This window comes from Paraburkholderia sp. PAMB 6770 (assembly GCF_057748135.1).
On sequence record NZ_CM173238.1, the window covers coordinates 3,272,945 to 3,292,677 of the forward strand.

General features: G+C 67.2%; 20 protein-coding genes. 4 read left to right on the forward strand and 16 right to left on the reverse strand.

Annotated features, from left to right (window positions below; all coding sequences use genetic code 11):
- Positions 1 to 44: 44 nt before the first annotated feature.
- Positions 45 to 572: a TlpA disulfide reductase family protein gene (locus tag AC3AP7_RS14795; protein ID WP_475761684.1), complete on the forward strand. Its 528-nt coding sequence runs from the start codon at positions 45 to 47 to the stop codon at positions 570 to 572.
- A 78-nt stretch (positions 573 to 650) separates the two neighbouring features.
- Here the strand turns inward: AC3AP7_RS14795 and AC3AP7_RS14800 are convergent, their stop codons facing one another.
- The 3 genes from AC3AP7_RS14800 to AC3AP7_RS14810 form a co-directional block, all read right to left on the reverse strand.
- Positions 651 to 2,003, reverse strand: a complete 1,353-nt coding sequence (locus AC3AP7_RS14800; RefSeq protein ID WP_475761682.1) for a sigma-54-dependent transcriptional regulator — start codon at positions 2,001 to 2,003, stop codon at positions 651 to 653.
- 35 nt (positions 2,004 to 2,038) lie between these two features.
- Positions 2,039 to 3,958 (reverse strand): sensor histidine kinase, encoded by a 1,920-nt coding sequence (locus AC3AP7_RS14805; RefSeq protein WP_475761679.1) that lies wholly within the window; start codon positions 3,956 to 3,958, stop codon positions 2,039 to 2,041.
- Between the two features lie 78 nt (positions 3,959 to 4,036).
- A complete protein-coding gene (locus AC3AP7_RS14810) occupies positions 4,037 to 5,329 on the reverse strand; it encodes a dicarboxylate/amino acid:cation symporter (protein WP_475761677.1) in 1,293 nt (430 codons plus the stop codon).
- Positions 5,330 to 5,968: 639 nt separating this feature from the next.
- Between AC3AP7_RS14810 and AC3AP7_RS14815 the strand changes: the two genes are divergently transcribed.
- The gene (locus AC3AP7_RS14815) at positions 5,969 to 6,409 is read left to right on the forward strand and encodes a hypothetical protein (protein WP_475761675.1); all 441 of its coding nucleotides are present in this window, start codon (positions 5,969 to 5,971) and stop codon (positions 6,407 to 6,409) included.
- Between the two features lie 14 nt (positions 6,410 to 6,423).
- Here AC3AP7_RS14815 and AC3AP7_RS14820 read toward each other — a convergent pair whose 3' ends face one another.
- The 5 genes from AC3AP7_RS14820 to ugpQ form a co-directional block, all read right to left on the reverse strand.
- Positions 6,424 to 7,491, reverse strand: a complete 1,068-nt coding sequence (locus AC3AP7_RS14820) for an ABC transporter ATP-binding protein (protein ID WP_475761673.1) — start codon at positions 7,489 to 7,491, stop codon at positions 6,424 to 6,426.
- A 19-nt stretch (positions 7,492 to 7,510) separates the two neighbouring features.
- Positions 7,511 to 8,314: an ABC transporter permease gene (locus AC3AP7_RS14825; RefSeq protein WP_475761671.1), complete on the reverse strand. Its 804-nt coding sequence runs from the start codon at positions 8,312 to 8,314 to the stop codon at positions 7,511 to 7,513.
- Complete coding sequence (locus AC3AP7_RS14830; protein ID WP_475761669.1) at positions 8,311 to 9,237, reverse strand: ABC transporter permease; 927 nt, start codon at positions 9,235 to 9,237, stop codon at positions 8,311 to 8,313. Before AC3AP7_RS14830 ends, AC3AP7_RS14825 begins: the two co-directional genes overlap by 4 nt.
- Positions 9,238 to 9,340: 103 nt before the next feature.
- Complete coding sequence (locus AC3AP7_RS14835; protein ID WP_475761667.1) at positions 9,341 to 10,453, reverse strand: ABC transporter substrate-binding protein; 1,113 nt, start codon at positions 10,451 to 10,453, stop codon at positions 9,341 to 9,343.
- 95 nt (positions 10,454 to 10,548) lie between these two features.
- Complete coding sequence (gene ugpQ / locus AC3AP7_RS14840; RefSeq protein WP_475761665.1) at positions 10,549 to 11,331, reverse strand: glycerophosphodiester phosphodiesterase; 783 nt, start codon at positions 11,329 to 11,331, stop codon at positions 10,549 to 10,551.
- 362 nt (positions 11,332 to 11,693) lie between these two features.
- Here ugpQ and AC3AP7_RS14845 point away from each other — a divergent pair, with 362 nt between their 5' ends.
- Positions 11,694 to 12,467, forward strand: a complete 774-nt coding sequence (locus AC3AP7_RS14845; protein ID WP_475761663.1) for a DeoR/GlpR family DNA-binding transcription regulator — start codon at positions 11,694 to 11,696, stop codon at positions 12,465 to 12,467.
- A gap of 143 nt (positions 12,468 to 12,610) precedes the next feature.
- Here AC3AP7_RS14845 and lipA read toward each other — a convergent pair whose 3' ends face one another.
- The 3 genes from lipA to AC3AP7_RS14860 form a co-directional block, all read right to left on the reverse strand.
- The gene (lipA, locus tag AC3AP7_RS14850) at positions 12,611 to 13,615 is read right to left on the reverse strand and encodes a lipoyl synthase (RefSeq protein WP_475761661.1); all 1,005 of its coding nucleotides are present in this window, start codon (positions 13,613 to 13,615) and stop codon (positions 12,611 to 12,613) included.
- Positions 13,616 to 13,628: 13 nt separating this feature from the next.
- Complete coding sequence (lipB, locus tag AC3AP7_RS14855; RefSeq protein WP_475761659.1) at positions 13,629 to 14,399, reverse strand: lipoyl(octanoyl) transferase LipB; 771 nt, start codon at positions 14,397 to 14,399, stop codon at positions 13,629 to 13,631.
- Positions 14,400 to 14,579: 180 nt separating this feature from the next.
- Positions 14,580 to 14,906, reverse strand: a complete 327-nt coding sequence (locus tag AC3AP7_RS14860) for a DUF2917 domain-containing protein (RefSeq protein ID WP_475761657.1) — start codon at positions 14,904 to 14,906, stop codon at positions 14,580 to 14,582.
- Between the two features lie 98 nt (positions 14,907 to 15,004).
- Between AC3AP7_RS14860 and AC3AP7_RS14865 the strand changes: the two genes are divergently transcribed.
- Positions 15,005 to 15,961, forward strand: coding sequence for a transcriptional regulator GcvA (locus AC3AP7_RS14865; protein WP_475761655.1), 957 nt, complete (start codon positions 15,005 to 15,007; stop codon positions 15,959 to 15,961).
- A 3-nt stretch (positions 15,962 to 15,964) separates the two neighbouring features.
- On the opposite strand, the gene AC3AP7_RS14870 is transcribed toward AC3AP7_RS14865, so the two are convergent.
- The 5 genes from AC3AP7_RS14870 to AC3AP7_RS14890 all read right to left on the reverse strand — a co-directional run bounded on the left by AC3AP7_RS14870 (position 15,965) and on the right by AC3AP7_RS14890 (position 19,701).
- Positions 15,965 to 16,234, reverse strand: coding sequence for a DUF493 family protein (locus AC3AP7_RS14870; RefSeq protein WP_475761652.1), 270 nt, complete (start codon positions 16,232 to 16,234; stop codon positions 15,965 to 15,967).
- A 166-nt stretch (positions 16,235 to 16,400) separates the two neighbouring features.
- The gene (locus AC3AP7_RS14875; protein ID WP_475761650.1) at positions 16,401 to 17,630 is read right to left on the reverse strand and encodes a D-alanyl-D-alanine carboxypeptidase family protein; all 1,230 of its coding nucleotides are present in this window, start codon (positions 17,628 to 17,630) and stop codon (positions 16,401 to 16,403) included.
- Positions 17,631 to 17,937: 307 nt separating this feature from the next.
- Positions 17,938 to 18,582 (reverse strand): alpha/beta hydrolase, encoded by a 645-nt coding sequence (locus tag AC3AP7_RS14880; protein ID WP_475761648.1) that lies wholly within the window; start codon positions 18,580 to 18,582, stop codon positions 17,938 to 17,940.
- An 8-nt stretch (positions 18,583 to 18,590) separates the two neighbouring features.
- Complete coding sequence (locus tag AC3AP7_RS14885) at positions 18,591 to 18,914, reverse strand: (2Fe-2S) ferredoxin domain-containing protein (protein WP_475761646.1); 324 nt, start codon at positions 18,912 to 18,914, stop codon at positions 18,591 to 18,593.
- Positions 18,915 to 19,128: 214 nt separating this feature from the next.
- Positions 19,129 to 19,701, reverse strand: a complete 573-nt coding sequence (locus AC3AP7_RS14890) for an ABC-type transport auxiliary lipoprotein family protein (protein WP_475767913.1) — start codon at positions 19,699 to 19,701, stop codon at positions 19,129 to 19,131.
- Positions 19,702 to 19,733: the final 32 nt, after the last annotated feature.

Genomic DNA, 19,733 nt, shown 5'->3' on the forward strand with positions numbered 1-19,733 from the left:
GCGCGATATTCCGTGCGTCGCTCACGCATCCCGAGGTCCTGCACATGAGCCCTACTCCCGTCTCCCTGCGCGCTCGCCCGCTGTACTACCTCGCGGCGGCGCTCGTCGCCGGCGCCATTGCGGTCGCGGGCTACTTCGCGTTCAACAACCAGCAGCAGGTGCCCAACGCCACCTTCACGCTGCTGTCCGGCCAGAAACTGACCACGGCGGAGCTGAAGGGCAAGGTCTACCTCGTCAACTTCTGGGCGACCAACTGCGACACCTGCATGCAGGAAATGCCGAAGATGATCCAGACCTATGACCGGTTCAAGGGGCAGGGACTGGAATTCGTCGCGGTCGCCATGAATTACGACGCGCCGATGTACGTGATGAACTACAGCGAGACGCGTCACCTGCCGTTCAAGGTGGCGATGGACGACGGCTCCGCCGCGAAGCAGTTCGGCAACGTGCAGCTCACCCCGACCACGTTCGTCGTCGACCGCAACGGCAAGATCCTGAAGCGCTATGTGGGCGAACCCCAGTTCACCGAACTCGACCAGTTGCTCCAGAAAGCATTGAACAACACGGTCTGACGCAGACCGGCCAGGCTCCCTCCACGCGCCGGCAGCGGGTCCCCGCTGCCGGCGGGTGGCGTTTGTACGGCACCGACGTCAGCGTTCGCCGTCGCCGCGGGCCGCGAGGCCATAGCGCTTGATCTTCTCGTAGAGGGTCGCCTTGCCGAGCTGCAGGCGGTCGGCTGCGGCCGCCACGACGCCGTTCACCTGCTCGAGCGCCTGCGCGATCACCGCGCGCTCGAACTGCTCGACGCGCTCCTTGAGCGACTGCGAGTCGTCCGCCGCGTCGGTAGCCGCCGGTGCGCCATCCTCGGCGACGCCCAGCACGAGACGATCGGCCGCGTTGCGCAATTCCCGGACGTTGCCGGGCCAGTCGCGCTGCATCAGGCTTGCGCGCTGGCGATCGGTGAGGATCGGCGCGGGCCGCTCGTAGCGCACGGCCGCATCCAGCAGGAAATGCTCGAAAAGCGGCACGATGTCTTCGCGACGCTCGGCGAGCGGCGGCAGCGCGATCGTCACGACATTCAGCCGGTACAGCAGGTCGCGGCGGAAGACGCCGGCCGCAACGAGTTCCAGCATGTCGCCCTTGGCCGCCGCGACGATCCGGCAATTGACGCGGATCGACTGGTTCGAGCCGAGCCGCTCCAGCACGCCGTCCTGCAGCACCCGCAGCAGCTTCACCTGCAGCCCCGGCGGCATGCTTTCGATTTCGTCGAGGAAAAGCGTGCCGCCCGATGCATGTTCGAGCTTGCCGATCCGGCGCCGCGCGGCGCCGGTGAACGCGCCCGGCTCGTAGCCGAACATCTCCGATTCGAACATCGGCTCCGGCAGCGCGCCGCAGTTGACCGCGATGAACGGCTTGTCGCGCCGCGGCGACAGCTCGTGCAGGCTGCGCGCGATCAGCTCCTTGCCGGCGCCGGTATCGCCATTGATCAGCACGGACGCGTCGGTCGGCGCGATGTTGGCGATCAGCCGCCGCACCTGCTCGATCGCGGGACTGCGCCCGATGATGCGCGGCGCGACCGTCTGTTGCCCGGCCAGCTCGCGGCGCAACGCAAGGTTTTCGAGCACCAGCGTGCGCCGTTCGAGCGCGCGGCGTACCGTTTCGATCAGCCGCTCCGACGCGAACGGCTTTTCGATGAAGTCGTAAGCGCCGTCGCGCATCGCCTGCACGGCCATCGAGATGTCGCCGTGGCCTGTCACGAGGATCACCGGCACGTCCGGTGCGCGCTCGCGGCATTGCGCGAGCAGGTCGAGCCCGCTCATGCCGGGCAGGCGGATATCGCTCACGATCACGCCGGGAAACCCGGCATGGACCGCGCGCATGGCCGCCTCGGCCGACGCGTGTCCCGTCACGTCGAAACCGGCGAGCTGCAGGCTTTGCACGCTGGCGCGGCGCACCAGTTCGTCGTCCTCGATATACAGCACTGCCAGACTGGTGTTGACCATCTTCGTTACCTGTTCCGAAACATCGGCGCGCGCCGTCAGTGGCCCGCCGCAAGCGAGTCGGCCGCCGGCACCCGCGAGCGGCGCAACGTCAGCACGAACAGCGCGCCGCCGTCCGGCGCGTTGCACGCCGTGAGCGAGCCGCCGGCATCGCGCGCGATCGACGACGCAATCGCAAGCCCGAGCCCGAGTCCCTGGCCCATCTCCTTCGTCGTGAAAAACGGCTCGAAAAGCCGCGGCAGCACGTCTTCCGGGATACCCGGACCATTGTCGCGCACGGCGACCGACAGCGTCGTTTCCGCCACCTCGATCGCGATGCCGATGCGCGGCGCCGGCACGTCGACGATCGCATCCAGCGCATTGCCCAGCAGATTGATCAGCACCTGTTCGAGCCGCAGGTCATCGCAATGCACGACCAGGTCCGGGTGCGCGTGCGACGGATCGAATTCGCCGCGCGCGCCGGCGTGTTCGTCGCCCAGCGTGCACGCGACCTCGACGCCCTGCAGGCGGCGCTGCAGCAGCGTCCGCACGTTCTGCAGCGCGCGCGCGAGCGGCGCGCAGGCGTTGCGCGGCCGCGCACGGCCGACGAACAGCTTCAGCTGGTTCGTGATCTTGCCCATCCGCTCGGTGAGGGCTGCGATCGCTGCGAGGTTCTCCTGCGCGGCCGCCTGATCGCCGCGTTCGAGCAGCACTCGTGTGTTGTCCGAAAAGCCGCGCAGCGCGGCGAGCGGCTGGTTCAGCTCGTGCGTGATCCCGGCGGCCATCTGCCCGAGCGCGGCGAGCTTGCTGGTCTGGACCCGCTCGTCGTGCGCCGCGCGCAGCTCCTGCTCGGCGCGGATGCGCTCGCTCACCTCGCGCGTCAACTGTTCGTTGGCCTGCGACAGATCCGCGGTGCGCTCGGCAACGCGCTGGTTCAACTCGGCATAGGCGCGTTGCAGCAGCGCGCGGCTGCGCAGCACTTCGCGAATACGCGCGCGCCGCATTCGCCAGTAAAACGCGAGCAGCCACAGCGACACATAGGCGAGGCCCGCGACGATCGCCGCGTTGCGCGCGTCGGTATCGACCGGCTCGACACTCGCCATCGTGATCAGATGCCAGTCGGGCTCGCCCATCGCGCGGCGCGACGCGAGATAGCGCGGCGCATAACGGCCGCCGCCGATGCGCACGATCTGCGCGTGGTCCGCCAGGACGCGCTCGATCGTCACGGGCAGCGGTGCGAGGTCCTGCTGCGCGTACTGGCGCGTCTGATAGATGGAATCGGCGACGGCGCCGGACAGCGGGCGCACCGTGTGATATTTCCACGCCGGCACCGAGGACAGGAAGATCACGCCGTGATCGTCGGTGACGATGAGCGGCTCCGACGCGTCCGCGCCCTGAAACCATTCGAGGTTCAGCTTGACGACCGCGACGCCGACGATCTTGCCGCCGAGCCGCACCGGCTGCGAAACGTAGTAGCCCGGATCATGCGAGATCGTGCCGATGCCGAAAAAGCGCCCGACGCCGCCCTTCATCGCTTCGACGAAATACGGGCGAAACCGGTACTCGACGCCCACGAAACTCTGCGGCTCGCGCCAGTTGCTCGCGGCGACGCACAGGCCGTCGGCCTGGATGATGTAGGTCGCGGTCGCGCGCGCACGCAGATTGAGGTCTTCGAGGTAGCCGTTGGCGCGTGCGACGTTTTGCGGGGTCGGCGCGACGAGCGCCTGCTGCACGAACGGATGTTCGCCGAGCAGATAAGGCAGCGATTCGTATCGTTCGAGCGTGCTCTTCAGCGCACCGGCGGTCCGGTCGGCCCGCGCCGACGCGTTGCGCTGCAAGCTCGCGATACCGCGCTGCCACGTGACATGCCAGGTGAGACCGCACGCCACCACGAGCCCGGCGACGAGCGCGAAGAGAATCAGCAGGCGGCGCGTCACGTTGACAGATTCCGGTGGAGGGGTGCGGCTATTGTGGCACATCGGGCGTGGCGCAAGAACCGGCGCACCCGCGTGCGGGCCGCCGGCATCCGCCGGTGCGCCACCGCGCACCGCGCCCGTTCATGCGCCTGCGGTTTCAGTCGCCGTCTCGCTGGCCGGCGCGAGGCCGTGCAGCGTCGCGCGCAGCTTGCTGCGGTCGAGCTCCTTCTCCCATGCGGACACGACGACCGTCGCAACGCCGTTGCCGACGATGTTCGTCAGCGCGCGGCACTCGCTCATGAAGCGGTCGATGCCGAGAATCAGCACCATGCCGGCAAGCGGAATGGTCGGCACGACTGCGAGCGTCGCCGCGAGCGTGATGAAGCCGGCGCCGGTCACGCCGCTTGCCCCCTTGGAGGTGAGCATCGTCACGGCGAGCAGCGTGAGCTGCTGCGTGAGCGTGAGGTCGGTGTTGGTCGCCTGCGCGATGAACAGCACGGCCATCGTCATATAGATGTTGGTGCCGTCGAGGTTGAAGGAATAGCCGGTCGGCACGACAAGCCCGACCACCGAGCGCGAACAGCCGAGCCGCTCGAGCTTTTGCATCAGTTGCGGCAGCGCGGCCTCTGAGGAACTCGTGCCGAGCACGATCAGCATTTCCTCCTTGATGTACGCGATGAAGCGCAGCACGTTGAAGCCGACCAGCCGCGCAATCGCGCCGAGCACGACGACGACGAACAGCACCGAGGTCAGATAGAACGTGCCGATCAGCTTGAGCATCGGCAGCAGCGAGCCGATCCCGTACTTGCCGATGGTGAACGCCATCGCGCCGAATGCGCCGATCGGCGCGAGCTTCGTGACGATGCGCACGACGCCGAACAGCACGCTCGACAGGCTTTCGATCAGATCGGTAACGGGCTTGCCGCGCGGGCCGAGCGTCGCGAGCACGCTGCCGAACAGCAGCGCAATCAGCAGGATCTGCAGGATTTCGCCTTGCGCGAACGCATCGGTGATCGTGCCCGGGATGATGTGCATCAGAAAGTCGACCGTGCTCTGGCCGTGCGCTTTGGCGGCAAACGAGGCGACCGCGTTGCCGTCGAGCGTGGCCGGATCGACGTTGAAGCCGGCGCCCGGTTTCAGCACGTGGGTTGCGATCAGGCCGAGCAGCAGCGCGAAGGTCGACACGACTTCGAAGTACAGCAGCGCCTTGCCGCCGACGCGACCGACCTTCTTCATGTCCTGCATGCCGGCAATGCCGGTCACGACGGTGCAGAAGATGATCGGCCCGATCACCATCTTGATCAGCTTGATGAACGCGTCGCCGAACGGCTTCATGTCGACCGCGAAGGCCGGCGAATAATGACCGAGCGCGATGCCGACGATGATCGCGGCGATCACCTGGACGTAGAGCACTTGATAGAGAGGTTTCTTCACGTTAATTCCTGCGATGTGGGTGAGCCTGGAGGCCTGCCACGCTGTGCATCCATGCGAACGAATCGACGTTGCGCCTGCGCACGGCAACGGGCCGCGACGAGACGACGGATTCAGAAAAGAGGGAACGGGGTGTCGGGCATCGATGTCTCCGTGATGTAGTTGTCGGGCCGTGACGGCCACGCTTGGGTTTTGCAAGGTCGATGCCAGCGCAAAAGACGCATTTGCCTATGATTTTTAACGGAATTTTGTCCAGGACAAGTCAGACGCGTCCGGATTTCCGGATTTCTCTGCCGCGGGGGATCGGGGTTTCCGGAAAGCCGGACAGCGAGAACGGCGACGGCGTGAACGATGGCCGCCGCCGGCCACCCGTGCGTCGCGGGCAAAAAAAAGCCTTCCCTGGAGCGGGAAGGCCTTCTCAAAGCCATATCGGAGTCTAGTTCTGCGTGGGCGTTCGGTACGGTCAAGGTCACTGCAACGCCCACGACTTCATCTTAGGTGCATCGTATCGGTTTTACCGTTAAGGATTGTTAAGTGGCGCGCGGTGGTCGCGTAGGAAAAAGCGAGCGTTTCGTCCTATTTTTCCGACGATCGAAAACCGTCACACGATAAATGCTAGCCTGCGCGTTTTGCCAACGCGCCATGCCGATGAAGATCCGTGCGCTTGTTCTTTGCTCGACGCTCGGCGTGAGCCTGCACGCCCTCGCCGCTCCGGCCACACCCCGCGCATTTTATGAAACCTGGACGGTCACGGACGTCGTCGGCTACAGCGACATTTCCGATGGCATTCCGGCGGCCAGACGACTACTCGGCCAGAAGATCACGATCACCCGCCGGGAGATAACCTTCGACGGCGATACGTGCAGACCGCGCGCCGGCTTCACCGTGACGAGCGTGGATACGGACTCGACGCTGCAGAGCACGTATCAGGTCGACCGGACGGACACCGGGCTGCCACCGCGAACGCTGTTCCTCGACAGTGCCGAAGGGTGCGGAGGCATCTTCCGCATGGATGCGCACCGTATTCTGTTCGGCCGCTTCGGGGTTGTCGTGCGTGCGGTGAGCAGCCGGCCGTCGCCGTAAGCGGCACGACGCGTCTAGGCACCCTCTTCGAGCACCAGCAGGTTCTCGTGCGAGAAACCCAGCGCGACCGGCTGGCCGCGCTCGGGCAAGCGGCGATTCGGATCGTTGAACACGTCGAGCGAAATCACCGCGTCGCGAATCCGTGCGCGAATGCGCACGATCGCGCCGAGGAAGTTCACGTCCTCGACCGTCGCCGCCAGCGAGTTGCGCCCCGCCGCCGGCGACTCCAGAGCAATCGCCTCCGGGCGCAGCGCGAGCAGCCGTTGCCGGCCGGCATCGCCCGCCGGCAAGGGCTGCGACGTCACGAGCTCCTGTCCGTCCACCGCCATGCGCCCGCTCGCCGGATCGATCACCTGTCCCGACAGGATATTGAGCGTGCCGACAAACGACGCCACGAAGCGCGTGCGCGGATAGTTGTAGATCTCCGACGAGGTGCCGATCTGCTCGACGCGCCCCTCGTTCATCACGACGATGCGGTCGGAAATCGACAGCGCCTCCTCCTGGTCGTGAGTCACGAAGATCGACGTGATGCCGAGTTCGCGCTGCAGCGCGCGAATGTCCTGTCGCAGCGAAATGCGGATTTTCGCATCGAGCGCCGACAGCGGCTCGTCGAGCAACAGCACCTGCGGTTTGCCGGCGAGCGCGCGCGCCAGCGCCACCCGCTGCTGCTGGCCGCCCGACAGTTGCCACGGGTAGCGCTCGCCGAGCTGCGGCAGCTTGATCAGGTCGAGCATCTCGGCCACCCGCTTGCGGACCTCCTCCTGCGGCCGGTGCGCGACGCGCAGCCCGAAGCCGATGTTGTCCGCCACCGTCATGTTCGGAAACAGCGCGTACGACTGAAACACCATGCCGACGTTACGCTGCCGCGTGCGCAGATGCGTGACGTCGCGTCCGCCGAGACGGATCACGCCGCGCGTCGGCGACTCGAAGCCGGCGATCATCCGCAGCACGGTCGTCTTGCCGCAGCCCGACGGTCCGAGAAACGTGATGAATTCGCCGCGCTCGATCCCGATGTCGAAGTGATGCAGCGCGGTGTGCGTCCCGAACGCCTTGTGCAGGTTCTCGATTTCAAGGAATGCCATGCTGTGCCGCCTCAATTCGTCAGGGTTTGCGTCCGGCGAGCGGGCGCGCCGGACCGCGCGCCGCACCGAACACCTGGATCAGTCCCATCGACGCCCACGTGATCACGAACGCGATGATCGCAAGCGCCGACGGCTCGTACGCACGGTTGGCGCCGATCAGTTGCAGGTACGGACCGAACGCGGGCCGATCGAGCAGGCTCGCGATCGTGAACTCGCCGATCACCACCGCAAACGTCAGAAACGCGCCCGACAGGATGCCCGAGCGGATGTTCGGAAAGATCACCTTGAACAGGATCGCCGGCCAGTTCGCGCCGAGACACTCGGCGGCCTCGGTCAGCGTGCGCACGTCGACCGACGCGAGGCCCGCATCGACCGAGCGGTACATGTACGGCAGCGACAGCGTCGTATACGCGAACACGAGCAGCAGGTCGGTCGCGCGGTCGCTGCCGGTGAACGGCAGCAGCGAACTGCTGTTGTAGATGTGCAGATAGCCGAACACGATCACGATCGCCGGAATCACGAGCGGCAGCAGCGTGATGAACTCGACGACCGGCCGCAGCTTCGGCAGACGCAGGCGCACCCAGTACGCGGTCGGCACGACCAGCAGCACGCCGACGACGATCGTCAGCAGCGCCATCGCGACCGAGTAGGCGAACGACGCCTGGAACTGCGTGTCCGCCAGCACGACCTTGTAGGCCGCGAAGCTGTATTCGCCGCGGCGCATCTTCAGGCTGAAGTCGAACGTCGCGATCAGCGGAATCAGGAAATACAGCGAGCCGACCACCACGGCCGTCCACGCTCCCACGCGCGATTGCCGGTTCATCGCCGCCCCCTCTCCGCGCGAGCGCGCAGCCAGATATACCCGCCGTTCGACAGGCCCGTCACGACGATCATCCCGAGTGCGAGCGCGTAGCCGAGATTCGGGTTGTGCAGCACGTCGCCGCGAATCTGCGCATACAGCAGGATCGGCACGATATTCAGCGAGCTGCCGGTGAGCGCATACGCGGTCGCCACCGCGCCGAACGCGTTCGCGAACAGCAGCAGCGTCGCGCCGAGCACGCTCGGCCACAGCACCGGTAGCGCGATGTGCCGCCAGTACTGGAACGCGGTGCCGCCGAGGCAATCGCAGGCCTCGCGCCATTCGCGCTTCAGCCCGTCGAGCGCGGGCGTGATGATCAGCACCATCAGCGGAATCTGGAAATACAGATACGTCAGCGTGAGACCCGAGAAGCTCAGGATGCTGAAACCGGTCGCATACAGGTTCAGCCCGAGGTATTTCCTGAGCAGCAGCGTGACGAGGCCGACGCGCCCCAGCGTGCAGATGAACGCAAACGCGAGCGGCACGCCCGCGAAGTTCGACGCGACACCGGAGAAGGTCATGAGGGTCGGACGAATCCAGCCCGGCAACTGCCCCTGCACGGCCGCCCACGCGAGCAGCAGGCCGAGTGCGGCACCGCCCAGCGCCGACGCGGCGCTGACCTTGAAGCTGATCCAGTACGCGTCGAGCACGTCCGGCTCGAACAGCGCGCGGAAATTCGCGAGCGTGAGATGACCGTGCGCGTCCTGGAACGCACCGACCATCAGAAAGCCGGTCGGCAGGATCAGGAACAGCAGCGCGAACACGAAGAACGGTGCAACGCCGAGCCACACCAGCAGCCCGGACGCCCGGGATGGCGCCCGCGGCGTCGGAACCGGCGACGCGCCCGGCTCCGGCTGCGCCGGCATCAGATCCGTTGAAGCGGTCATAGATCACCCTGGATCGAGCGGGCGCGCGCCGCAACCGCACGCGATGACGCCCGCGCGCGGCCGCGATCGTCCGGATGCGCCGGCGCGCCCGTCTGGTTTCGTCTTACTTGACGTTCGCGCCCACCACGCTATCCCACTGCCGGGTGATCGCGCTCTTCGACGCGTCCTGCGCAGCGAGGCTCGGGAACACGGCCGCCTTGTACGCCTGCGCCGGCGGCAGCTTCGCCAGCAGCGCGGCCGGCACCTTCTTCGCCGCCACCATCGCATTGAAGCGGACCGGGTGGCAGTAGCCGGCCAGCCAGCCGAGCTGGCCTTCGTCCGAGTACAGATACTCCATCCACAGCTTCGCCGCGTTCGGATGCGGCGCGTACGCGCTGATCGCCTGCACGTACACGCCGGCCACGACGCCCGTCTTCGGCACGATCACGTCGACCTTCGGGTTGCCCTTCAACGTGTCGCGGTCGGCGAGGGCGAGGTAGTCCCAGCGCACGATGATCGGCGTCGTGCCCTGCGCGAGCGACGCCGCCTTGCCGATCACCGGCACGAAGTTGCCGCTCTTGTTCAGGTTCGCGAAGAATGCGAGGCCCGCCGCGTCGGCCTTCGCCGCATCGCCCTTTGCCGCGGACAGGCCGGCGCCGTACACCGCCTCGATCGCCTGATTCGCCGAACGCGGATCGCCCGCGAGCGACACCGCGTTGCGGTAGTCGGACTTTTGCAGATCGCTCCAGTCGTGCGGCACCTTGTCGATCATGTCGGCGTTCACTTCGAACGACAGCACGCCATAGTAATCGCCGTACCAGTAGCCGTCCGGATCCTTCTCGTCGGCGGGAATGTCCTTCCACGTCGACACCTTGTACGGCTGCAGCAGCCCGGCGGCTTTCGCGGAGGGCCCGAACGACAGGCCGACGTCGATCACGTCGGGCGCCTGCGGCCCCTTGTTGCCCTTGTTCGCCTTGATCGCCTCGATTTCGTCGCCCGAGCCCGCATCCGGATTCAGTTCGTTGATCTTGATCCCATACTTCTTTTCGAAGTCGGCGATCATCGCGCCATAGCCGCACCAGTCGTGCGGCAGCGCGATCACGGTGAGCTGCCCCTCCTGCTTCGCGGCGGCGACGAGCGCCGCGGACGGCGCGGCGAACGCGCTGCCCGCACTCGCCGCTGCCAGCCCCGCGACACCTCCGATCGACACAACACGGCTCAGCCACGTGCGGTTCATAGTCGTTCCCATCCTCTGCCGAAAATTGCTACGTTAGGAAAGCGATCCGCGACACCCCGTCGCGACGCGCCGCGCAGGCGGCGCGCCGGCCCTGTCTATGCCGTCTGATGCGGCGTGCCGGACAGGTCGGGGGGAAGCATGTCGGGGCGGTCGGTGCAGATCATGTCGACGCCCCATTGCGCGAGCAACTGCGCCCGCGCGACATCGTTCACGGTATAAGCGAGCACGCGCAGCCCTTCCGCGTGGATTTCGGCCACCAGCGCCGCGCTCAGATACCGGTGGCTCGCGTGCAGCGACACGCAGCCCAGTTCGCGCACGATCCGGCGCCAGTCCGCCGGCACCGCTTCGAACAGCATGCCGCGCGGCAGCGCCGGCGCGGCGTCGCGCGCCGCCGCGAGCGATTCCTGCGAGAACGACGACAGCAGCGGCGCGCTCGGCTGCCCCTGCCACAGACGCTGCGCCGCTTGCGCGACAAGGCGTCCGGTCAGCGCGTCGCGGCCGGGGCAAGGCTTGATCTCGATGTTGGCGGCGATGCCGTCGCGCGCGCAGCGCTGCGCGGTGTCGGCAAGGGTCGGCAGGCGCTCGCCGGCAAAGCGCGGATCGCGCCACGCGCCGGCGTCGAGCTGCGCGAGCGCCGCCCACGGCTGGACGGCGGCGGGCCCATGACCATTGGTGGTGCGGTCCAGCGTGTCGTCGTGCAGCAGGAAGATCTGGTCGTCGGCGGACAGTTTTGCGTCGAACTCGACCATCCGGTAACCGTGGCGCGCGCACACATCGAAGCCGGCGAGCGTGTTTTCAGGCGCCAGCGTGCCGCCGCAGCGATGCGCGACGAGCCGCGGATACGGCCAGCCGCCGGTACGATCGATCCCAGTTCCCACGTCTGTACACCTTCGAAGTCAAGCGGAATGGCCGCTCGCCGTGCGCCGTGCGCGATCCGCATGGACATGAACGCGAGTTTAGTATGGCGGCCGTCTGTTGCGTGCGGTTGGCCAGACGCGACGCCGGATGTTCGAAACGGGATGGTTCAATTCCTTTTCGAACATTCCGTGTTCGGATTGCCTGTCAGGCCGATAATGTGCGAAGGCTAAATTTAAATACCCAAATTTGCAAGGCCACAAAAAAATACAACACAAAACGGGTAGAGTCGCGCACCTGACACTGTTTCGACACATTGCTGTGTCAGTGATGGGGTCGGGCAACATCGCCTTTGGACAACTTCGTTCAGCAAAGGAAGAACGGCATGTGGCAGGAAGATCGTCACCAGAGAATTCGCGCTTTGCTGTCGACGCTGCAACGCGTTTCGACTGAGCGGATCATGGCGGACCTCGGTGTGTCGCGCGAAACGGTCCGGCGCGACCTGCTCGATCTCGAAGCGCTCGGTGCACTGCGCCGCGTGCACGGCGGCGCCATCACGCCCGCCGACGAAGCGCCGATCGCCGAGCGCGCGCATACGCGCGTGAAGTCGAAAACGGCGATCGCGCGCGCGGCCACCGGCGTGGTCGCGAGCGGGCAGACGCTGTTCATCGACGCCGGCACGACGACTTCCGCGCTCGCCGACGAACTGGCGAAGCTCGCCAACCTGACGATCGTGACGAACTCGATCGACGTTGCGCTGAAGCTGCGCGGCCCCGGCGAGCGGCAAGGCGACGCGGCCAACGAAGTGATCCTGCTCGGCGGCGCGATCAGCGACCGCGCGATGGCGACGGGCGGCAGCTCGACGGTGCTCGACATCCACCGCTACCGCGCCGACCTCGCGCTGCTGTCGCCGGTCGGCATCGATGCGCGCCACGGCGCGACGAACTACGATCAGTCCGAAGCCGAAGTCGCGCGCGCGATGGTGGCCAACGCGGACCGCGTCGTGATCCTCGCCGATTACAGCAAGATCGGCCAGCGCAGCCGCATTGCCTATTGCCCGCCCGAAAAGATCGATATCCTGATCACCAACAAACGGGCCGGCGATTCAGCCGATTTTCCAGCGCTGAAAAAGAAGCTGCCGCGCGTGATCGTTGCCTGATCAGTGCCTGATCATTGCCTGATCGACGCGACGCTGCGGAGCGGCGCCGCGCCGCGTGCGCAACGTGCAGCAACAAAAAGCCCGCATCGCGTGCGGGCTTTTTTGCGGGTCCGGCGAATGCGGCGCTGCGCCGCCGCGCGCGCTCAGACGACGCCCGCGCCGTGCGCCTGCACGTCCGCGTGGTAGCTCGAACGCACCATCGCGCCGACGGCCGCATGCGTGAAGCCCATCTTGTACGCTTCTTCCTCGTACATGCGGAACGTGTCCGGGTGCACGTACGCGCGCACCGGCAGATGGTGCTCGGACGGCTGCAGGTACTGGCCGATCGTCAGCATGTCCACGTCGTGCTCGCGCAGATCGCGCATCACCTGCAGGATTTCCTCTTCGGTCTCGCCGAGGCCGACCATCAGGCCGGACTTCGTCGCGACGTGCGGATGCAGCGCCTTGAAGTCCTTCAGCAGCTTCAGCGAGTGCGCATAGTCCGAACCGGGACGCGCTTCCTTGTACAGCCGGGGTACCGTTTCGAGGTTGTGATTCATCACGTCGGGCGGCGCGGCGTTCAGGATCGCCAGCGCGCGATCCAGCCGGCCGCGAAAGTCCGGTGTCAGGATTTCGATGCGCGTCTCCGGCGACAGCTCGCGCGTCTGACGAATGCACTCGACGAAATGCGCGGCTCCGCCGTCGCGCAGATCGTCGCGATCGACGCTCGTAATCACGACGTACTTCAGCTTCAGCGCCGCAATCGTGCGCGCGAGATTGAGCGGTTCGTCGGCATCGAGCGGATCGGGACGGCCGTGGCCCACGTCGCAAAACGGGCAGCGGCGCGTGCACTTGTCGCCCATGATCATGAAGGTGGCGGTGCCCTTGCCGAAGCATTCGCCGATGTTCGGGCAACTGGCCTCCTCGCAGACCGTGTGCAGGTTGTGCTCGCGCAGAATCTGCTTGATCTCGTAGAAACGCGAGTTGCCGGTGGCCGCCTTCACGCGGATCCAGTCGGGCTTCTTCAGCTTCTCGATCGGCACGACCTTGATCGGAATGCGCGCGGTTTTGGCCTGCGCCTTCTGCTTGGCATTCGGGTCATACGCGGCGGCGGCCGCTGCGGTATCCGGGGCGGCAGCGCCGGCGAGGTTCGCGGTAACGTCAGTCATTGGTTCGATCCAGTCAGGCGGTCTCGACGCCGGCCTGCGGTTGGGCGACGGCGGCGGGCGTGCCGTCGATGTTTGCGGTGAGGCGGGCTGCCAGTGTGCGGGCTACGTCGTCCCAGCCGGCACTCGCGCCCAGCGCCGCCATGTCGATGGTTTCGAGCCCCGCGTACCCGCACGGGTTGATGGCCAGAAACGGCCGCAGGTCCATCTTCACGTTCAGGCTCACGCCGTGATAGCTGCAGCCATTGCGGATTTTCAGGCCGAGCGCCGCAATCTTCGCGCCGGCATGCGAACCGGCGTGCGCGCCGGGCGCGACGTAGATGCCCGGGGCACCCGCCTTGCGTTCCCCGGCGAGATTATACGCTGCGAGCGTGTCGATCACGGCCTGCTCGATACGCGTGACAAGCTCGCGCACCATCAGCTTGCGCCGGCGCAGATCGAGCAGCAGATAGGCGACGACCTGCCCCGGCCCGTGGTACGTGATCTGTCCGCCGCGATCGACCTTCACGAGCGGAATGCCGCTGTCGGCCGCGAGCAGATGCGCGGGATTACCGGCCTGGCCCAGCGTGAACACCGGCGGGTGCTCGACGAGCCAGATTTCGTCGGACGTGTCGGCGGTCCGTGCATCGGTGAACGCGCGCATTGCCGCGAAGCTCGCCTCGTAGGGCTCGACACCGCGCCAGCGCAGCAGCGCGCCGGCAGGCGCGAGCGGTCCGGCAGACGGGGCCGGATCGGCAGAACGGGGGACGGATGAAGCAGAAGAGGAAGAAACCGGCGTGGCGCACATGATGTCGAGAGTTTACCGAAATCCGGCATTCCTCGCCGGACGCCACCGGCACCCCAACCCTCGCTTCGAGACGCGCGCCGCTTCAGCGCCCCCGGCGCACCCTGGCGCGCGTGGCCGGTTCGCGGACGGCCCGGCGCGCGCGGCGACCGGCGCCCGTCGTCGCGCCCGGGCCGCCGCTGGTCAGACGGTGCGCCAGCCGGCGCGTCCCGGCAGCCCCAACCGGTCGGCGAGCCGCATCAGCCAGTCGAAGCCGCGCGCATCGACTCGCGCCGGCACCGCGAACGCGACCTGCGCGCACGCGCCGCGCTCGACTCCCAGCCACAGGCGCTCGCCGCGCCGCAGCCGCAGCACGCGTCCCGGTTCGAGCCAGTAGTCCTCGACGTCGTCGCTGCGCGTGAGCCACACCGGCGCACCGCTCACCACGAGCCGCGTGCTGCGCGCCACCCGCATCGGCACCGTCTCGCCACCGCGAATTTCGAACGTGATACTGGAGGAAATTTCCCGCATGATGCCCTCTCGAAAAGTCGTTTGATGGCTACAATCGTAGGCGTAGCAAGGGCTTGCGCAAAACGATCAATTTTCGCCCTTATGTGAGAAAAATTGCGATGGACCTTCGCCAGTTGCCCAGTCTGAACGCGATCAAGGCTTTCGAGGCGGCCGCTCGTCACGAGAGCTTTTCGCGCGCCGCGGACGAGCTGTTCGTCACCCACGGCGCGGTCAGCCATCAGATCCGCGCGCTCGAGGCCGAGCTGGGCGTCGTGCTGTTTGCGCGCGACGGCAAACGCGTGCGCCTCACCGAGGCAGGCCGCCGCTACGCGAGCGCGGTGCGCGATGCGCTCGGCGCGCTCGCCGACGCCACACGCGACCTTCGCGCCGGCGACCGCGAGCGGCGCCTGGTGGTATCGATCCTGTCGTCGTTCGCCGCGCGCTGGATCACGCCGCGTATCGGCGGCTTCATCGAGGCGTATCCGCAATGGGACATCGAGCTGCTGTCGACAAACTCGCTGACCGATTTCACCCGCGACGACGTGGATGCGGTCATCCGCTTCGGCTTCGGCAAATACGCCGGCCTGCATGCGGAACTGCTGCTGGAGGAGATTTTCTTTCCCGCGTGCTCGCCGGCCTTCAACGGCGGCGCTCTGCCGCGCACGCCGGCCGAACTCGCCCCTATGCCGCTGCTGCGCTCGGACGACGAGCTATGGCGCCCGTGGCTCGACGCCGCCGGCCTCACGGAGGTGCCCGAACCGCGGCGTGGCGTGCTGTACCAGGATTCGTCGAATCTGCTGCAGGCCGCGATCGACGGCCAGGGCATCGCACTCGTGCGGCGCTCGCTCGCCACGCAGGAAATCGTCGCGGGACGGCTCGTGCGGCTGTTCGACGTGGATGGCCCGAGCCCGTGGCAGTACTACTTCGTATGCCCGCCGCACGCGCTGCAGACCGAGCGCGTGCGGGCATTCCGGGACTGGGTGTTCGCCGAGGCCGGCCGGTTCCGGCTGCTCTTCAATGCGACCTGCGGCGCGGGGCGCGCCGTACCGCCCACGGCCGAGGCGCCGCGGGCCTGATGCTCACAGCACGACCTTGACCATCGGATGGCCGGTGAGCGCGCGGTAGATGTCGTCGAGATGCGCGCGGCTCGTGGCCCGCACCGTGACCGTCAGGCCCGTGTACGTGCCGCCGCTCGACGGCCGGGTCTCGACGCGCGACGCGTCCAGACCGGCGTCGAACTGCCGGACCACCGCGACGATCGTCTCGGCAAACTCGGGATGCGACTTGCCCATCACCTTGATCGGGAAATCGCACGGAAATTCAAATAACGAATCGTTGTCGGACTGCATTCCTCACTCCTTGCGGACCGCCCGCCAGGCGCCGCACGCCGGGCGCCAGGCGCCGCGCCACACGCCTCAACAGGCCGCGATACACCGCGATGCGCCGCGGTACGGCCGCACGGGGCATGCGGCCCCATGCCACCCGGCGCGCGGCGGTGCCGGCGCCGCCTACCGCTTACTTCTTCTTGTTGAACATCAGCATCAGCGAATCCCACGCGCGGCCGAGCACGCCCGCCTGCGGCACCGGCTGCAGCGCCACCACCGGGATCTGCGACAGCACCTTGCCGTCGGCGACCACCTTCACCGTACCGACCTGCTGGCCGGCGCTGATCGGCGCAATCAGCGGTTCGTTCAGGTCGACTTCGGGCTTCACCTTGCTGCCCATGCCCCGTGGCACCGTCACGAATTCGTTGCCCTTCACGCCGACGCTGACCGTATTGACGAGGCCCTTGTAGACGCGCGGCGTGCCGACCGCCTGACCGGCCTTGTAGAGGCGCACCGTGTCGTACGCGCTATAGCCGTAGTCCAGCATCTTCATGCTGTCCACGACGCGATCGTGCTCCTTCACTTCGCCCATCATCACCGTCACGAGGCGGTTCGTCGCATCCGGCACGCCCGGCAGCGGACGCTTCGCGCTCGCGATCAGGCAGTAGCCGGCCGCCTGCGTGTGGCCGGTCTTCAGGCCGTCGACGCTCGGATCGGTCCACAGCAGCCGGTTGCGGTTGAACTGGCGAATCTTGTTGTACGTGAATTCCTTGATCGCGAAGATGCTGTAGTACTCGGGAAAGTCGCGGATCAGCCGTACCGACAGGAGCGCGAGGTCGCCTGCGCTCGTATAGTGCCCCGGGGAGGGCATCCCGTTCACGTCCGCATAGTGCGTGTGCGTCATGCCGAGGCGCTTCGCCTCCGCATTCATCATGTCGACGAACTGCGCCTCGCTGCCGCCGACCAGTTCCGCCAGCGCGATCGCCGCGTCGTTGCCCGACTGGATGATCATCCCGTACACGAGGTCGTGCACCGAAACCGGCTTGTTCGCCTCGATGAACATGCGCGATTCGTCGGTCTTCACGCGGCGCACCGCGTCGCTCGGCATGACGATCTGGTCCATCGAGATCTTCTTGCTCTGCAGCGCCTCGAACACGAGGTACGCGGTCATCAGCTTCGTGAGCGACGCGGGCTCGACGCGCTCGTCGGGATTGCCGGATGCGAGCACCTGGTTGCTAGTGGCGTCCATCAGCACCCACGAGCGCGCGTTCACCGCGGGCGGCGGCACCTGCGCGAACGCGGTGCTCGCGACGAGCGTGACGGGCAGCACGGCGCCGAGCGTCACGGCGCGGCTGAGGGAACGGGGAACGAAGGACGGGAAAGACGCGAGGGGCGAAAGGCCGGAGAGGGGAGAACGCATAGGATCGATTCGGGCAGAAATGTGCACCGCGCCCGGGGGCGCGCAGTTTGGAAGAGCCGGTCGGCGAGCGCTAGCCGCGCAAAAAGGCGGCGCGGCGCCCGTTGGACTTCCGGCCAGACGATCGGTTCGCGCAGCACGCCCGGCGACAGACGCCGAAACGACGCGCCATCAGCGGCAAGAGCGGCGCTGCGCGCAAAAAAGAGCGCTCATTATACGCGCGCGCGCGGCCCGGACTCGCGGCTTGCCCGATGATAAATTTTCATTTCGCGCGTACCTGTACCCCATAAAACGCACGCGGGCGGGGGCGTCAGCGCCACGCGTCGACGATGATGCGCTTCAGGATGTGCAGCTTGCGATGCAGGAAATGCTCGGCCCCCGGAATCACCACGACCGGCAATTCCTGCGGCCTCGCCCAGTCGTAAACCGATTGAATGGGAACGGTCTCGTCCAGTTCGCCGTGAATCACGAGCGTGTTTTCCGGCACCGGCGCAACCTCCCAGCGGCTCGCCGCCGTGCCGACGAACACCATCCGCTCGATGCCCGCCTGCTCGGCAAGCAGCCGCGCCGCGACGTGCGACAGCACGAACGTGCCGAACGAGAACCCCGCGAGCACCAGCGGCAGCCCGGCCTGCCCCGGCTGCGCGCGCATGTGATCGAGCAGCGCGCGCAGGTCGTCGCGCTCGCCGATCCCGCCGTCGTGCTCGCCTTGCGTTTGCCCGACACCGCGGAAGTTCGAGCGGTAGGTCGTGTAGCCGAGCTGCACGAGCGTGCGCGCGAGCGTCTGCGCAACCTTGTTGTCCATCGTGCCGCCGAACAGCGGGTGCGGATGCGCGACCAGCGCAATGCCGCGCGGCGGCGCGCCATTTTCGCGGGTCGCGTCGGGCAGGTCGAGCGCCACCTCGATGTGGCCGACCGGTCCGTCGATCAGGAAGCGTTGCGTGTGTCCGTTCATCGCGCCGCCTACCGGTCGATCTTCAGACGCTCGACGACCTCGCCGCGCGCGAGATGGGACTCGACGATCTCGTCGATGTCATGCTCGTCGACATAGGTGTACCACGTGCCTTCCGGATAGACGACGATCGTCGGCCCCTCTTCGCAGCGGTCGAGGCAGCCGGCCTTGTTGATGCGCACCTGGCCGGGACCGGCGAGGCCCAGTTGCTTGACGCGCTTTTTGGCGTGCTCCTGCATCGCCTGTGCGTTGCAGTTCGCGCAACTCGGGCGCTCCGCGCCGGGTTCGCGCTGGTTCAGGCAGAAAAAGACGTGGTACTTGTAGAAAGAGTCCATGGTGTAGGGAGGACGAGACGGAAGGCGGCGGGCGGCACGGGCGACGCGCGGTTCTGGCCTGCGCGGGCGCCGCGGGTGGATCGATGCGTGGGTCGATTATAGCGAGGGGCCCGCGCACGCGCTCCGACGCACGCGGGGACGGAACGCAAGGGCGCGGTGTATGGGGTGCACGGGACGCACGGGACGCACATGGCGTACGTCGCGCCCCGCCCGCTCAGTGCGTCAAAGCAAGCGGCTGCGCGCCCACCCACGCGGCAATCTGCGCGACCAGCGCGTCGCTCGCGGCCGCCAGCGCCTGCGCGCCCCCTGCGGCGTCCGGCGAGGGCGCCGGTGTCTGCACGGTGAACGTGCGCTGCGCGAGCACCTCGCCGCGCCGCATCAGCGTCGCCCGTGCGTGCACGAGCGCGTGGCTCGCGCTGCGGCTGTCGAACACCTGCTCGAACGCATCGAGATCGACCTTCAGCACCGGTGCGCGCACGCTGTCGGCGCCGGTCAGCACCGTGCCGCGCTGCGACAGCGCATCGCGCAGCCGTTGCGTGAGCAGTTGCGCGGGCGGCATCGACCAGCGGCTCTGCGCGTAGGCGGCCGTTTGCTGGGCATCCGCGTAACCGAGTCGATAGATCAGCCCGTCCGTCGACAGCGTCTGCGGCGCCGTCACCGCGAGCACCTTGAGCGGCGGCAGCGCGCCGCCGCCGTTCGCGGCGGTGTGCGGCGCCGGACCGAGATCGTAGCGGACCTGGGCTGCGCCCGGACTCGTCGCGGCGCAGCCGCCGAGCACGCCGAGCATGCCGGCCGCGACGAACGCCGCGCAGGCGCGCC

Bases quoted from the DNA above. Each gene is read 5' to 3' on its own strand.
- AC3AP7_RS14805 (WP_475761679.1), bottom strand. From the start codon at position 3,958: ATGTGCCACAATAGCCGCACCCCTCCACCGGAATCTGTCAACGTGACG.
- lipA (WP_475761661.1), bottom strand. From the start codon at position 13,615: ATGACTGACGTTACCGCGAACCTCGCCGGCGCTGCCGCCCCGGATACC.
- AC3AP7_RS14830 (WP_475761669.1), bottom strand. From the start codon at position 9,237: ATGACCGCTTCAACGGATCTGATGCCGGCGCAGCCGGAGCCGGGCGCG.
- AC3AP7_RS14845 (WP_475761663.1), top strand. From the start codon at position 11,694: ATGTGGCAGGAAGATCGTCACCAGAGAATTCGCGCTTTGCTGTCGACG.
- AC3AP7_RS14885 (WP_475761646.1), bottom strand. From the start codon at position 18,914: ATGGACTCTTTCTACAAGTACCACGTCTTTTTCTGCCTGAACCAGCGC.
- AC3AP7_RS14870 (WP_475761652.1), bottom strand. From the start codon at position 16,234: ATGCAGTCCGACAACGATTCGTTATTTGAATTTCCGTGCGATTTCCCG.
- AC3AP7_RS14800 (WP_475761682.1), bottom strand. From the start codon at position 2,003: ATGGTCAACACCAGTCTGGCAGTGCTGTATATCGAGGACGACGAACTG.
- AC3AP7_RS14820 (WP_475761673.1), bottom strand. From the start codon at position 7,491: ATGGCATTCCTTGAAATCGAGAACCTGCACAAGGCGTTCGGGACGCAC.
- AC3AP7_RS14815 (WP_475761675.1), top strand. From the start codon at position 5,969: ATGCCGATGAAGATCCGTGCGCTTGTTCTTTGCTCGACGCTCGGCGTG.
- AC3AP7_RS14835 (WP_475761667.1), bottom strand. From the start codon at position 10,453: ATGAACCGCACGTGGCTGAGCCGTGTTGTGTCGATCGGAGGTGTCGCG.
- AC3AP7_RS14880 (WP_475761648.1), bottom strand. From the start codon at position 18,582: ATGAACGGACACACGCAACGCTTCCTGATCGACGGACCGGTCGGCCAC.
- AC3AP7_RS14860 (WP_475761657.1), bottom strand. From the start codon at position 14,906: ATGCGGGAAATTTCCTCCAGTATCACGTTCGAAATTCGCGGTGGCGAG.
- AC3AP7_RS14875 (WP_475761650.1), bottom strand. From the start codon at position 17,630: ATGCGTTCTCCCCTCTCCGGCCTTTCGCCCCTCGCGTCTTTCCCGTCC.
- AC3AP7_RS14890 (WP_475767913.1), bottom strand. From the start codon at position 19,701: ATGCTCGGCGTGCTCGGCGGCTGCGCCGCGACGAGTCCGGGCGCAGCC.
- AC3AP7_RS14795 (WP_475761684.1), top strand. From the start codon at position 45: ATGAGCCCTACTCCCGTCTCCCTGCGCGCTCGCCCGCTGTACTACCTC.
- AC3AP7_RS14825 (WP_475761671.1), bottom strand. From the start codon at position 8,314: ATGAACCGGCAATCGCGCGTGGGAGCGTGGACGGCCGTGGTGGTCGGC.
- lipB (WP_475761659.1), bottom strand. From the start codon at position 14,399: ATGTGCGCCACGCCGGTTTCTTCCTCTTCTGCTTCATCCGTCCCCCGT.
- AC3AP7_RS14865 (WP_475761655.1), top strand. From the start codon at position 15,005: ATGGACCTTCGCCAGTTGCCCAGTCTGAACGCGATCAAGGCTTTCGAG.